The following is a 13,301-nucleotide window of genomic DNA, read 5'->3' as shown; positions in this document are numbered from 1 at the left end:
CTCCCCACAACTGCGGGGAGACGCCTTCTTCGTGCCTAGGACCTGTCCTGCAGCCAGCTCACCGGTGCACTCTCGGTCGACGCCGGGGCACGCATCTGGGCGGATCGGGACCGCAAGCCCTTCGGGTTGCCCCGTCGTGCGGCGGCGACGATATCGGCGGTGGTCACCGCGCCCCAGGAGGTTGCCAGAAGGTAGATCTGGCTCAACAGGTAGAACCAGACAAACAGCCCCAGGATCACGGCGAAGGGCGCCAGGATCGGGTTACTGCTGGCGCTGCCGAGCAGTAGTGAAGAAAAGTAGCGCAGGGTCGTGGATCCTGCCCCGGCGATGAACGCGGATTCCAGCAAGGCCACACGGGGCATGGTGATCCCCGATGCGAGCCGAAAGAGGATCACCGCGACCACCGAATCCAGCAGGAGCATCACCACCAGACTCGCCACCCTGGTGAGCATCACCGAGAAGGTGGACTCCAGGTCAAGGAATTCAATAATGCTGTGGAGAGCCGTGCTGGCGATGACCCCCAGCCCCGTCGTGAGGATCAAGCTGATTCCCAGCAGAAGCAGCACGCCCAGGTCTTTGATCTTGGCCATCACGATATTGGATTGCATTTTGAGCAGGCCGAAGACCCCCCGCATGCCCTCTCGCAAGCCGGCGATCCAGCGGAGCGAGGTCAGGAGGGAGACGGCGGTGGAAATCACGAGTGCCCAGCCGAAGCTCCGGCTGTGGAAGAGCTGTTGAGGAGTTGCCAGTCCCCCGTCCCCGGTATTGATCAGCCCGGGGGTCGTTTTGGCGACGCCCTCAACCACAAGGTCTTGAAGTTGCTGATTTCCGCTGGCGAGGATGCCCAGGATAGAGAATCCGACGACCAGGATTGCTGCGATGGAGAAGAACATCTTATAGGCGGCCCCTGCCGCCATGACTGATCCATGTCGCTGCCCGTAGAGGCTGAAGACGCGCAGGGGTTTCCATGAATTCAGACGTGCCATGAGCGAACCGAAACCGGCGATGGCGATCTTGGGCAGTCCGGCCTTTTCCCGGCGGGCACGACCCAGGGCAGCACGCTGGTGCATGGCGTTGGTATGTAAGGCTGCCCGGTCTAGCGGGGAGGTGCGCGTGCCGAGATCCGTCTCGGAGCGGGCGGGGTCGCTATAGACGATGGCGCTGGCCGGAAGGCGGCCTTTCTTACGCTGGATCGGGATGCGCGCCGTCTTGGCCAAGTGTCAGTTCCTCCTGCAGAGCCCAGAGGCCTCCGGCATCGTATTCGAATAACCCGATTCTATCCACGGCGAAAGTGACATCGTAGTCTGCCAAGCCGGTCAACGCGCGCCCCATCTGTTCTTCCGTCAGGTCGTGGGCCAAGGTCAGATGTGGGTGGAAGGGGAATTCGGTGCGCGTTTCCAGCGGTCCGGACTGCAGTTCATGGTTCAGCGACACGCATTCCTCGAAGCCGGCGGCGACCTTTAGGAAGACCACCTGGGAGATGGGACGGAAGGTGGCGGTCCCGCGGAGTCTGAGGCGGAAGGGCTGCGTGTTCGCGGCGACACGCCGCACATGGGCAAGTGCTGCCATCCAGTCGGTGGCCCAGGCGCCGGTGATCAGCGTGATATGAGGCGGGATGCTGCGGGCTACGGGGTCCCCGAAGGACAACCGTTGCTGCCTCAACTCCGAGCGGTAGGGTTCGGGCAGTGGGATGACGATACCCACACTGACCCCCTCCTCCCCGGGGCCGGTGGCCCCGGGGATCTCGGTACCCGACTCAGGGAGGGTCATCGTTTATCGCAGGCTCTGACCATCGTCGGCTCCCGCGGCGTCGAACGGCGTCTCCGCGCGCGCCGGTAGGAACCCGATGTTCGAGTAGACAGCGTCCAGGGTGTTGGAAGCGACTTCGCGGGCCCGGGCCGCTCCGATGGCCAGCTGGCGATCCAGTTCGGCCGAATCATCCAACAGCTCCAGGGTCTTGCGGCGGATCGGCTCGACCCGGGAGACGACTGCCTCGGCCACGTCGACCTTCAAGTGTCCATACATTTTGCCGTCGTACTCTTCGACCAGTCCGTCCACCGATTTGCCGGTGATCGTCGAAAGGATTTCCAGCAGGTTGGATACCCCCGGCTTTTCCGCCCGGTCGAAGGCAATCACGGTGTCATTATCGGTGACCGCTGATTTGATCCGCTTGGTGATGAGCTTCGGGTCATCAAGGATATTGATCAGACCGTTGGGGCTCGACGCGGACTTGGACATCTTCGACGTCGGATCTTGCAGGTCGTAGATCCGGGCACCTTCCTTCTGGATCATGGCTTCGGGAACCCTGAACGTCTCCCCGAAGCGGTGGTTGAATCGCTGGGCCAGATCCCTGGCGAGTTCCACGTGCTGGCGCTGGTCGTCACCCACCGGGATGGCGTGCGGCTGGTAGAGCAGAATATCCGCTGCCATGAGCACCGGGTAGGTGAACAGGCCAACACTGACGGCATCCTGACCACCCTTGGCCGATTTGTCCTTGAATTGGGTCATCCGCGAGGCCTCGCCGAACCCGGTGATGCAGTTGAGCACCCAGGCCAGTTGGGCGTGTTCGGGAACGTGGGACTGGACGAACAAGGTGGCCGCGTCCTGATCGATGCCCCCGGCAATGTACTGGGCTGCGGTGGTCCGGGTTCGTTCACGCAGTGATGCCGGGTCGTGTCCGACGGTGATCGCATGCATGTCGGGGACGAAGAAAAAGGCGTCGTAGTCATCCAGTGCCTTGACCCAGTTGACGAGTGCCCCGAGGTAGTTGCCGAGGTGAAGTGAGTCGGCGGAGGGTTGCATCCCCGAAAGGACGCGCGGTCGGCGGTCGGCCGGTACAGCGTTGTCAGTCATGGTGAGGTCTTCCTAGAACTGGTAGTCGATGACCAGTGGTGCATGGTCGGAGAAGCGCGTGTCGTAGGTTGGCGCGCGGTCGACGACGGCGTTGGATGCCAGTGCGGCAAGGTCCGGGGTCGCCATCTGGTAGTCGATACGCCAACCGGTGTCGTTGTCGAAGGCCTTCCCGCGGTAGGACCACCAGGTGTACGGGCCGTCAACGTCGCCTGCCAGTTCACGGGCCACATCCTTAAACCCGATTTCTTCACCGAAGAAGCGGTCGAAGTAGGCGCGCTCCTCCGGCAGGAAACCAGAGTTCTTGACGTTGCCCTTCCAGTTCTTGATATCTCGTTCGGTGTGTCCGACGTTCAGGTCGCCGGTCACCAGCACATGCTTCGACGTCGCTTTCAGTTCCGGCAGCTTGGTGGTCATCACCTCAAGGAAACGGTATTTATCGTCCTGTTTGGGGCTGTTGACCTCCCCGGAGTGAACGTAAGCGCTCACGACGGTGACTTGCTCCCCGTTGATGTCGAAGTCGGCTTCGACCCAGCGGCCGGAGGTCTTGAAGTAGTCTTCGCCGATATGCTCGCGGGTGGCCTGGGGGGCCTGCCGTGAGGCGATGGCCACCCCGGCGCGGCCCTTGGCTTCTGCCTCGGCGTGCAGGATATGCCAGTCATCCCCCAGCAGTTCGCGCACGATCTCGTCCGGTGCACGCACTTCCTGCATGGTCAGGATGTCGATGTCCCGGTCCTTCAGCCAATCAGCCATCCCGCGCCGGTATGAGGCGCGGATGCCGTTGAGATTGACGGAGGCGACGCGAACGGCGCCCGGGTTCTTGGCCTGGTTTTGTTCCTCTGCTGTACTCACCTGATCCAGCTTACCGAAGAATTCCTAGTCGATGACCTCTCCGGAGAGTGGATCGCTTCCGCCTGCGGGCTTCATCATCTCGCGTGCATTATGCGCGGTGATTTCGATGGTTTCCACGGCCCGGTCCACCATGCCGCGGGCTTCGGCACCGCTGGCATCCAGGTGCTCCTTGATGACTCCCGCTTGGACCTGGACGATTTTGAACGAGTGCTCCAGTTTCAGGTCACGGGTTCGCGACCCCTCATCCACCACGACGGTTTCGGAGGCCTCCGGCTGGCGGGCGCGGGCTGCCATGGAGGCGGAGGCGTTTTGCAACTGGCTGCTGACCTTGCGGGCGCCACGGCGCAGGCCGAAAACGAGGAAGGCTGCCAAGAGCAACCAGCCCAGCGAGATCACCGCGACGATCCAACCGATCACATCGTTTTGGTTGGCGGCGAAGACGACCGCCACTAAAAAGACGGTGACCATGACGGCCAGCGACAGGGTGCTGGCCTTAAGGGTGATCTTCTTTTCCGAGCGGGGGCGGTCCGTGCCGATGGGTTCCATACCCCCAGTATCCCAAACCGGGGGCACTGTCCGGGACAGGTTTCCCGTGGGCGAACAGCACCGAAGGCGCCGACGACGGTTCAGCTGCGTCTCAGGAGCCCGGGGAACCGGTCCAGATACAGGTCTTCGGCGGCGTAGTCCTGCGCAAAGTTGCCGAAGTGAGGGTTGTCATCGAAACTCTCCCGCGGCAGTCCTGCCAGCCAGTCCAGTTCGGCGGCGACGGTTTGTGCATAGGTTCCCACCGGGGTGTAGCCCAGGTCCCGGGACGCGGTGGTGTCCAGCATGATGGCGGGCCGGCCGTCCCATGGGTGGGCACCCAGGCCCGGCGGGGCGTCCTCGTCCAGCAGGATCTCTTGCCAGTCATGACCGAAGTGCGCGGCGACGGTACGGGCGATCTCCAAGCCGTTCGGCGCGTCGGGGTCGGCACTGTTGAGCACCCGGGCGCCCGCGGGGGTATCGGCGACACATTCGATCAGGGCAGCCGTGTTTGCTGCGGCCGTCGTATGGTCACCCCCGGCCCCCCGTCCGGCCAGGAGCAGCACTCGGCGGTGGTCAAGGATCCGGCGAACGAACGCCCATTCACGGGGCGGTGCGGCACCGACACCGTGGACTTTTGAGGCACGGATGACCGTGGCGTCGGCACCGGAGTCCAGCAGGGTCTGCTCGGCGGCCACCTTATTGGGGCCGTACCCCTCGGCGGAGGCGAACGGCATGTTCCCGGGGGCCAAGGTCGGCTGGTGCTCGGTGATCGGGCCGGCGAAGTGCGGTGGCTCGACGGAATTCATATGGCGACCCTCAGCGTCGACATAGACGGCCTTGCTGGAGAGCATCACCATGCGTCCGACGTCCTGCCGCAGCGCGAGCAAGCTGCGCGCGTGGTCGGCGGTGTAGCTGAGCGTGTCCACGATCAGGTCGGCGCCCTGGCCGATGACCGCTGCCAGGGCCGACGCATCGTAGCGATCAGCGGCGAGGAACCGCACTCCCAGGTCGGTGAGTTCGGCCGGCAGGTGGTGCCGGTTGCGTCCGGTGACGTCCACCTGCCATCCGCCGGCAGCCAGGCGGGCGGCCGTGGCCCGTCCCAGCAGGCCGGTACCTCCGAGGACGACAGCACGGCGTCGTTGGCCCTGTTGTGGTGCCGGGGTCACCAGGACACGAGGCAGAAGGGGTGGCGCTGGGGGTCCAGGTAGACGCGGTAGTTCTGCCCGCCGGTGTTCATCGACGTGGCACCGAGTTTGAGCACGGCCTCCTCGGCCACGTCCAAATCGTCGACGCGGATATCGAGGTGGGCTTGCTGCGGGTGGGTCTGGCCCGGCCATTCGGGGGGCTGGTAGTTTTCCACCCGCTGAAAGGCGATAGCGGGCCGGTCGGGGGCATCCCCGATGGTGATCCATCCGTCGTCGTCGTGCTGCACTCGCACCATGCCGAGAGCTTTCTCGTAGAAATCTGCCATGATTTCCGTGTCTTCGCAGTCGATGACGACCGCATGCCAACTGCCGATCACGGCGCCTCCTTGGGTTCTGGTCCGCACTAGACTACCTGCACGACGCCCCTGAAACCCATCTCACTTCAGGAACAAGGCCTTCAGGCGGTTGGTGGTCAGTGCCATTCCGCCGGCAATCATGAGGACATAGTAAAGGACATGGACCACGGTCATGATCCCGAAGGCTCCCACCGAGAGCTGGCGCAGCAGCTCCACGCCGTGCCAGAGCGGCAAGATTTGAATCATCCACTGAATGGCTTGCGGGTAGACGTCCAAGGGGTAGAACGTTGCCGAGAACAAGAACATCGGCAACATGATGAACGTGACCCAGTCCAACTGTTGGAACGTGCGGATGTAGGAGGTGATCCCCATGCCGATCGAGGCGAAGCCGAAGGCGATCAGCACCGAAGCCGGAACCATCAGCAGGGCCCACCACGTGGTGATCAGGCCCATGGCAGCCATGACGATCGTGAAGCCGGTGGCATAGAGGAATCCACGGAGCAGGGCCAGGAAGATTTCACCCAGGGCAACGTCCAGCGGCCCGAGCGAAGTGTAGAGCATGTTCTGGTAGAGCTTGCCGTAGTTCATCTTGAAGAACACATTGATGGTTGAGTCGTAAAGCGCCCCGTTCATCGCCGACACCGTCAGCAGGGCCGGAGCAATGTAGGCGGCGTAACTAATCGGGGTGCCTGCGGGACCCTGAACGGTACCAATGAGGGCGCCGAGTCCGATCCCCATCGAGAGCAGGTACAGCACGGGTTCAACGAATCCGGAAATCATGATTGCTGCGTTGGAGGTCCTGGTGGCCATGAGACCGCGTTCGATCACGGCACGGATATTGCGCGAATAGAGTGCGGCGAACGGGCGACGGTCGGGCATCAAGACAAGGTCGGCATCACGGATCAGGCTCATATCAGCCGTCCAATCGTCGGGCGTAGACGCGACGGGCGAGCAGCAGTCCCCCGCAGACCAGAGCCAGCAGGTAAAGCACGTGCACGATGGAGAGCCAAAGTGGTTCGCTATACCCGTAGGAGAGGACCCTTCCGATTTCGGTGGCATGCCAGACCGGGGAGATCCACCCGATCCACTGCAGGAACCAGGGCAGCGTCGATAGCGGGAACAAGGTGCCGGAGAACAAAAAGAGCGGCATGACGATAAATCGCTCGACGAGCGCGAATTGGCCCTTATCGTCTTTGACCGAGGCCGAATACGCCATCAGCGGCAGCCCGAAGGCCAAACCGGCCAGCGAGGCCGTGAGGATCGACAGGACTGCCCATCCGCTGGTGGCAGCACCAAAGAAGAGCACGATCACCAGATAAACGATGCTTTGGCCCAGAATGCGGATGGCCACGGCCAACGCATGCCCCTGGCAGATCTGTTGCGGGGTGAGTGGGGTCGCCAGTGGCCCGTAATAGGTCTTCCACCATTTGAACCCGGACATCACCCCATAGGTGAACTCCCCCGATGCGGTCATCATCGCCGCGGAAGCCAGCAGTGCCGGGGCGATGAACTGCAGGTAGCTGGCACCATCGAAGGCCGCTCCCCCGGAGTTCGCATCAACCAGTGAGGCCAATCCGACCCCCATGGCGAACAGATAAACCAGCGGGTTGCCCACGGAGTAGGCGATGACGATATCGAGGTAGCCCTTCATCGCCCGCAGATACTGCTCAGCGACATACCAGGTGCCGAAGCTGCGCGCCTTGCGGGCGCTGGTGGCCGGCGGATGCGGAACCAGCGGCGACAACGACACCGCCCGGCGGCCGACGCGGGTCGCAGGTGGCGTTTCGTGGTTATTCAATGAGGCTCCGACCGGTCAGCCGGAGGAACACGTCCTCCAATGATGAACGGCGCACCAGCGAGGTCAGCGGGGTCAGGCCCCGGGCTGACACGGCGTCGAGCGCTGCTTCGCCGTCGTGGGCATAAATCAGCAACCGATCGGGCAGGACCTCGATCCGCTCCCCGATCCCCGCGACGGCATCGGCTGCCCCGGCATTGCGCTCGGCGCCGAAACGCAGTTCTAGAACTTCACGGGTGGAATATTCGCGGATGAGCGCCGACGGGGAGCCCTCGGCCATGATCCGGCCCTGGTCCACCACGATCAGCCGGTCGCAGAGCTGTTCGGCTTCGTCCATGTAGTGGGTGGTGAGGATGAGCGTGACGCCACGCTCCTTGAGCCGGAACAGCCGGTCCCAGAGGATATGGCGGGCCTGCGGGTCCAGCCCGGTCGTTGGCTCGTCCAACAGCAGGACGCGAGGATCGTTGATGAGCGATCGGGCGATGGTCAGCCGGCGTTTCATGCCTCCTGAGAGGTCATCGACGCGGGCCGAGGCCTTCTCGGTGAGTTGGGCGAAGTCCAGGAGTTCGTCGGCCTTGGGGCGCAGGTAGCTCAGCGGCAGACCGAAGTAGCGCCCATAGATGATCAGGTTGTCTCTGACCTTCAGTTCCTGGTCGAGGTTGTCCTCCTGCGGGACGACTCCCAAATGGGCCCTGACCTCGGGCCCCTGCTGCTCCGGGTCCAGTCCCATGATGCTCAGGGTCCCCCCGCTGCGCTGGGACACCCCGCCGATCATGCGCATGGTGGTGGATTTCCCGGCACCATTGGGCCCCAGCAATCCGAAGGACTCCCCGGCAGGGACCTCGAAGGAAATCGCGTCGACAGCGGTGAAGTCACCGTAGCGTTTGGTCAGCTGGTCGGCGACGATCACCGGAGGGCGTGATGAGTTCTGGGGCACAACCGCACTCTACTGTGAACGAGTGATTGGCACCAGCCAATCATCGAGATGATCTTTACTTAGTGTGGGCGGTATTCCTGCACCATCGGGCAGTCGAACGGGTCGCGGGCGTTGAGCCCCACCGTGTTCAGGTACTTCACGACCTGGCCGTAGGATTCACCGACCGAAGCGACCGTGTAGGGCACCTTCAGTTCCTGGCAGTATTCGCGGACCATGACGCTGACCTGGCGCAGGTGCGGGCGCGGCATGCTGGGGAACAGGTGGTGTTCAACCTGGTAATTCAGGCCACCGTAAACAGCGGTGAGAACGCGGGTCCCGAAGGACGTCCGTCCCACGATATTGCGCGAGGTCAGGACCTGGCGGCTGAAGAAGTCAATGGTGGAGGTCTTGGGGATGAGCGGCATGCCCTTGTGGTTCGGGGCGAATGAGGCACCCATGTAGACGCCGAAGACGGCCATCTGGACGCCCAGGAAAGCGCTGGCAATTCCCCAGGGCAGGAAAATGTACAGGACCGCCAGGTAGATCGACAGGCGCAGGGCGACCATGGAAATCTCCCGGGTGCGCTGTTTCACGGGCCGCCGCGAGAAGAGGTACCTGAACGAGTGGAAGTGCAGGTTGAACCCCTCCATCGTCAGAAGCGGGAAGAACAGGTATCCCTGCCGCCGGGTCAGCCAGGCCAAGAAGCCGGTGCGGGCCGCGGCGTCCTCGGGAAGGAACGAGACGGTGTCCTGCTCGATGTCAGGATCCTTGCCAATGGTGTTCGGCTTGGCGTGGTGACGGGTGTGCTTATTCATCCACCAGCCGTAGCTCATGCCCACGACGGCATTGGCCAGGATCCGACCGGCCCGGTCATTGGCCGGACCTGATTTCAGGACCTGCCCGTGGGAGGCCTCATGAGCCAGAAAAGCGAACTGCGTGAGGATGATTCCCAAGGCAGCGGCGACGAAGAGCTGGAACCAGCTGTCCCCCAGCAACGTGAACCCGGTGACTGCGGCGGCAAGCAGGAGCGACAGCAGCATCACGACGCCGAGATAATAACCTCGACGCCGGCGCATCAGCCCCGCGTCAAGAACCCGATTCTTGAGCAGGCTGAAGTTCCGGGCCCCGGCGTTGCGCCGTTTCGGGGCAACCGCCGGCGAATCTTTGGTCAGGATGGAGGGCGTCTGAGCGCTCATGGTCACTCCTTCGGAGTGTAGTTCCTGGCCTCTCGGCCGCAGGAACTGAAAACCTCATGATCCCTGAATCATCACTATACCCATGTGGGCTGTGTAACGGCTGAGCGGGCGCAACGAAACAGGCTCAAACGACGCCGCCCCGCCGCGCCTGAACGGCGGGGCGGGGCGGTGGGCGAGGAGGGCCGAGCTATTCAGCCCTAGTCGCGATGCTTGGGGACGTCCCCGTGACGCCCCGTCTGATCACGGTCCTTCGCGTCGAGGTCAGCAGCGTCGACATCGTCCAGGAAATCGTCGTCCTCTCCTGCGCCGCGGTCTTTTCGCTGCGCGGCGGCGTCACCATAGGCATCGGGACGGTCCGTGGCCAGCGGGTCGCCGACCACCGGAGTCCCATCCTGCCGACGCTCGGATTCCGCCGGATCCCCGACACGCTCCCCGCGACTCCGCTCACCCTGCACATCACTCTGGTCTCCGGCAACCGACTCACCGGCTGCTCCCGCACGCTGACGACGGTGATCCTGGCCGCGATCGTCGGCCGGATCCCCGACACGCTCCTGGCGGTTCCGGCCGTGATGGGCGTCGCCTCCATCCTCGGCACGCGCTGCACCCGCCACCGGAGCAGCATCTTCACGACGCTCGGAGTCCACCGGGTCCACAGGATGCCGACGATGCCCGGTCTCCGCCGGTCCTCCGGCTACGGCAGCATCGGCACGGCGCCCCGTGCCACCATTGCCGGCATCCCGTGGGACGTCCTTGCCGGCGTCCGGATCCAGCCGGTCGGCATGGCGCAACCGCGCTTCGGAGGCCTGCTGCTGCTCGTTCGCCGCTGCGGCCTGCTGATCGGCATCCATGCGCTTGCGTTCGGCGGCAATCTCGGCGTCCTTGGCCTCGGCCTGCAGCCGCTGGGCTTCGATTTCCCGTTCCTTCGACTTCAGTTCTGCGGCATCCGCGTCGGCCTTCGTCCGCTGTGCGGCGTTCGCCCGTTCACGTGCCTGCAGTTGGCTTTCCTGCTCTTCGGCACGAATCCGACCGGCTTCTTCCCGGTTACGCTCGGCCTTCTTCCGGCCGGCCACACGAGCGATGACGCCGATGATGATCAGCACCACGACAACGGCGACAACAATCCAAACGATCTGTGAGGTATCCATACGATCAAACCCCTTGGCTGGGTGGAAAACTTCGGGACCTTACACCGCATGTCTACCATCCCACTCCGCGTGATCAAAGCATGTTTGCCCCGAAATTTCAGCGCCGGAACTATCAGGACGCGCCCCGTTGAGCCACGCACAGGTACCCGGGCCCCCTCAGGTTCCCGGGTACCCGTTCGTTTCGGAATCAGTCGGTCTGGCGTTCGGCGCTATCCACGACATTATCGAGGAGCATGGCGCGGGTCATCGGCCCCACTCCCCCGGGATTCGGAGAGATCCAGGAAGCGACCTCGTAGGCTGCCGGTTCCACGTCTCCGGTGACGACTGCCTTGCCGTGACCGTCATCGACCCGGCTGACACCGACATCAAGAACGATGGCCCCGGGTTTGAGATCGGCGGCCTTGATCATATGTGCCTTCCCGGCTGCGGCGATGACGACGTCGGCGCGGGAGAGGTGCGCGGCAAGATCGGTGGTGCCCGTGTGGGCCAGGGTGACCGTGGCGTTGACCTGGCGCCGGGTCAGCAGGAGGCCAATCGGTCGCCCGATGGTCACACCACGGCCCACGACGAGGACATTTTTGCCGTTCAGATCAATACCGTGCCGGGCCAGCAGCTCGACGCAGCCCTTGGGAGTGCAGGGCAACGGCGAAATCATCGGTCGGTTCACGTTGGCCACGAGCCGTCCCAAGTTCATCGGGTGCAGGCCATCGGCGTCCTTGGCCGGATCCATGGCTTCCAGAACGACATCCTGATCAATATGGTCAGGAAGGGGGAGCTGGACGATGTATCCGGTGCATTCGGGGTTGTCGTTCAGGTCGTGGACGGCGGCCAGCAGGTCCTCCTGGCTCGTGTCTGCGGGAAGGTCGACGCGGATCGAAGTAATCCCCACCTCGGCACAGTCCTTATGCTTGCCGCCGACATACCACGTCGATCCCGGGTCATCCCCCACCAGAATGGTTCCGAGTCCCGGGGTGATGCCCCGCTCCTTCAGGGCAGCAACCCGTTCGGTGAGTTCTGCCTTGATCGTTTTTGCTGTGGCTTTGCCATCCAGGATTTGTGCACGCTGTGTCATGGTCACCACTGCTCCAGTTCGGCGTAGAGGGGGAAGTCGGCTGCCAGTTTTTCCACCCGGGCGATCAGGCTGGCGGTCTCGGCCGCTTCCCCCTCGCGGAGTGCGGTGGCAATAATGTCTGCGACCTCGGTGAATTCGGCTTTCCCGAAGCCGCGGGTGGCCAACGCGGGGGTACCGATGCGCAGCCCCGAGGTGGTCATGGGTGGCCGGGGGTCGAAGGGAACCGCGTTGCGGTTCACGGTGATCCCGATGGAGTGCAGCAGGTCCTCTGCCTGTTGGCCGTCCAAGGCGGAGTCCCGCAGATCCACGAGGACCAGGTGGACGTCGGTTCCCCCGGTCAGCACCGAGATTCCTGCGGATGTGACGTCCTCTGCCGTGAGCCGTTCGGCGAGCAGGCGGGCCCCTTCGAGGGTGCGCTCCTGACGTTCGCGGAATTCCTCCCCCGCAGCGATCTTGAAGGCCACTGCCTTGCCGGCGATGGCATGCATCAGGGGTCCACCCTGTTGGCCGGGGAAGACGTTGGAGTTGATCTTCTTATACAGTTCCAGATCGTTGGTCAGGATCAATCCCGAGCGCGGCCCGGCCAGGGTCTTATGCACCGTGGAGGTCACGACGTCTGCGTATTCCACGGGGTTCGGGTGCAGGCCGGCGGCGACGAGTCCAGCGAAGTGGGCCATATCGACCCACAGGAGCGCGCCGACCTCATCGGCGATCGAGCGGAAGGCTGCGAAGTCCAGCTGGCGCGGGTAGGCGGACCAGCCGGCGATGATCACCTGGGGCTTCTCGGCAATGGCTTGAGCACGCAGCTTGTCCATATCGATGGTGAAGGTCTCGGGCTCGACCTCATAGGCGGCGACCGCGTATAGCTTGCCGGAGAAATTCAGCTTCATCCCATGGGTCAGGTGTCCTCCGTGGGCCAGCGAGAGCCCCAGGATCTTGTCCCCTGGGTTGATCATGGCCGCCAGTGCCGCGGCGTTGGCCGTCGCCCCCGAATGCGGCTGGACATTGGCGTATTTCGCGCCGAACAGCGTCTTGACGCGGTCCCGCGCCAGGTTCTCGGCCACGTCGACGTGTTCGCAGCCTCCGTAGTAGCGGCGGCCCGGGTAGCCTTCTGCGTATTTATTGGTCAGCACCGAGCCCTGCGCCTGAAGGACCGCGCGGGGCGCGAAGTTCTCCGAGGCGATCATTTCCAGGGTGTTGCGTTGACGGCCGAGCTCGGCGGTCAGCACCGCGGCGATCTCCGGGTCCACTTCGGACAGCGGTTGGTTGGTGACGGGATGTGGTGTGCTCACGAAATCTTCTCCTGCTGCGGGAATGGTCTGCGAAAGGGCCACCCCGGCGACAGACGCCACTGCGGAGACCCCCGGGCCCAGGCGCGCGATCCGTTTGGTTCCTGCTGTTGCCGCTCCCTTGTGGTCATCCACCAGCGCCAGTCACGACGTCTTTCAT

14 protein-coding genes and 1 riboswitch are annotated in these 13,301 nt (G+C 63.7%); all 14 genes read right to left on the bottom strand.

Annotated features, from left to right (window positions below):
• Positions 1-35: 35 nt before the first annotated feature.
• The 14 genes from FM101_RS10650 to glyA all read right to left on the bottom strand — a co-directional run bounded on the left by FM101_RS10650 (position 36) and on the right by glyA (position 13,144).
• Entirely contained in the window at positions 36-1,217 is a 1,182-nt protein-coding gene (locus tag FM101_RS10650) for a YihY/virulence factor BrkB family protein (RefSeq protein ID WP_086999442.1), read from the bottom strand.
• The gene (locus tag FM101_RS10645; protein WP_086999441.1) at positions 1,183-1,770 is read right to left on the bottom strand and encodes a 2'-5' RNA ligase family protein; all 588 of its coding nucleotides are present in this window, start codon (positions 1,768-1,770) and stop codon (positions 1,183-1,185) included. The genes FM101_RS10650 and FM101_RS10645 overlap by 35 nt, the downstream gene beginning before the upstream one ends.
• A gap of 3 nt (positions 1,771-1,773) precedes the next feature.
• The gene (gene trpS / locus FM101_RS10640; protein ID WP_086999439.1) at positions 1,774-2,853 is read right to left on the bottom strand and encodes a tryptophan--tRNA ligase; all 1,080 of its coding nucleotides are present in this window, start codon (positions 2,851-2,853) and stop codon (positions 1,774-1,776) included.
• A gap of 12 nt (positions 2,854-2,865) precedes the next feature.
• A complete protein-coding gene (locus FM101_RS10635) occupies positions 2,866-3,702 on the bottom strand; it encodes an exodeoxyribonuclease III (protein ID WP_428844158.1) in 837 nt (278 codons plus the stop codon).
• 24 nt (positions 3,703-3,726) lie between these two features.
• A complete protein-coding gene (locus FM101_RS10630; protein ID WP_086999435.1) occupies positions 3,727-4,248 on the bottom strand; it encodes a hypothetical protein in 522 nt (173 codons plus the stop codon).
• Between the two features lie 80 nt (positions 4,249-4,328).
• Positions 4,329-5,393 (bottom strand): NAD-dependent epimerase/dehydratase family protein, encoded by a 1,065-nt coding sequence (locus tag FM101_RS10625; protein ID WP_143269272.1) that lies wholly within the window; start codon positions 5,391-5,393, stop codon positions 4,329-4,331.
• Positions 5,390-5,749, bottom strand: a complete 360-nt coding sequence (locus FM101_RS10620) for a VOC family protein (RefSeq protein ID WP_086999433.1) — start codon at positions 5,747-5,749, stop codon at positions 5,390-5,392. Before FM101_RS10620 ends, FM101_RS10625 begins: the two co-directional genes overlap by 4 nt.
• A gap of 60 nt (positions 5,750-5,809) precedes the next feature.
• Positions 5,810-6,640 carry an ABC transporter permease gene (locus FM101_RS10615; RefSeq protein ID WP_086999431.1) on the bottom strand — a complete coding sequence of 277 codons (831 nt, stop codon included), beginning with the start codon at positions 6,638-6,640 and terminating at the stop codon, positions 5,810-5,812.
• 1 nt (position 6,641) lies between these two features.
• Positions 6,642-7,526, bottom strand: a complete 885-nt coding sequence (locus FM101_RS10610) for an ABC transporter permease (protein ID WP_428844157.1) — start codon at positions 7,524-7,526, stop codon at positions 6,642-6,644.
• The gene (locus FM101_RS10605; protein ID WP_086999429.1) at positions 7,519-8,460 is read right to left on the bottom strand and encodes an ABC transporter ATP-binding protein; all 942 of its coding nucleotides are present in this window, start codon (positions 8,458-8,460) and stop codon (positions 7,519-7,521) included. Before FM101_RS10605 ends, FM101_RS10610 begins: the two co-directional genes overlap by 8 nt.
• A gap of 59 nt (positions 8,461-8,519) precedes the next feature.
• Positions 8,520-9,635, bottom strand: coding sequence for a fatty acid desaturase family protein (locus FM101_RS10600; RefSeq protein WP_086999427.1), 1,116 nt, complete (start codon positions 9,633-9,635; stop codon positions 8,520-8,522).
• 197 nt (positions 9,636-9,832) lie between these two features.
• Complete coding sequence (locus tag FM101_RS10595) at positions 9,833-10,780, bottom strand: hypothetical protein (RefSeq protein ID WP_086999425.1); 948 nt, start codon at positions 10,778-10,780, stop codon at positions 9,833-9,835.
• 187 nt (positions 10,781-10,967) lie between these two features.
• Positions 10,968-11,852, bottom strand: a complete 885-nt coding sequence (locus FM101_RS10590; protein WP_086999999.1) for a bifunctional methylenetetrahydrofolate dehydrogenase/methenyltetrahydrofolate cyclohydrolase — start codon at positions 11,850-11,852, stop codon at positions 10,968-10,970.
• 2 nt (positions 11,853-11,854) lie between these two features.
• Positions 11,855-13,144: a serine hydroxymethyltransferase gene (gene glyA, locus FM101_RS10585; protein WP_086999998.1), complete on the bottom strand. Its 1,290-nt coding sequence runs from the start codon at positions 13,142-13,144 to the stop codon at positions 11,855-11,857.
• A 68-nt stretch (positions 13,145-13,212) separates the two neighbouring features.
• Positions 13,213-13,299, bottom strand: a riboswitch (ZMP/ZTP riboswitch).
• Between the last annotated feature and the right edge of the window lie 2 nt (positions 13,300-13,301).

It is taken from the genome of Arthrobacter rhombi, assembly GCF_900163545.1.
GTDB classification, from domain to species: Bacteria; Actinomycetota; Actinomycetes; order Actinomycetales; family Micrococcaceae; genus Arthrobacter_H; species Arthrobacter_H rhombi_A.
Note: the sequence above shows the minus strand (reverse complement) of the source record. Positions and strands in the feature narration are given on the sequence as shown.

Excerpts from the sequence above, each read along its gene's own strand:
- FM101_RS10590 (WP_086999999.1), bottom strand. The coding sequence starts at position 11,852 with ATGACACAGCGTGCACAAATCCTGGATGGCAAAGCCACAGCAAAAACG.
- FM101_RS10615 (WP_086999431.1), bottom strand. The coding sequence starts at position 6,640 with ATGAGCCTGATCCGTGATGCCGACCTTGTCTTGATGCCCGACCGTCGC.
- FM101_RS10645 (WP_086999441.1), bottom strand. The coding sequence starts at position 1,770 with ATGACCCTCCCTGAGTCGGGTACCGAGATCCCCGGGGCCACCGGCCCC.
- FM101_RS10630 (WP_086999435.1), bottom strand. The coding sequence starts at position 4,248 with ATGGAACCCATCGGCACGGACCGCCCCCGCTCGGAAAAGAAGATCACC.
- trpS (WP_086999439.1), bottom strand. The coding sequence starts at position 2,853 with ATGACTGACAACGCTGTACCGGCCGACCGCCGACCGCGCGTCCTTTCG.
- FM101_RS10595 (WP_086999425.1), bottom strand. The coding sequence starts at position 10,780 with ATGGATACCTCACAGATCGTTTGGATTGTTGTCGCCGTTGTCGTGGTG.
- FM101_RS10600 (WP_086999427.1), bottom strand. The coding sequence starts at position 9,635 with ATGAGCGCTCAGACGCCCTCCATCCTGACCAAAGATTCGCCGGCGGTT.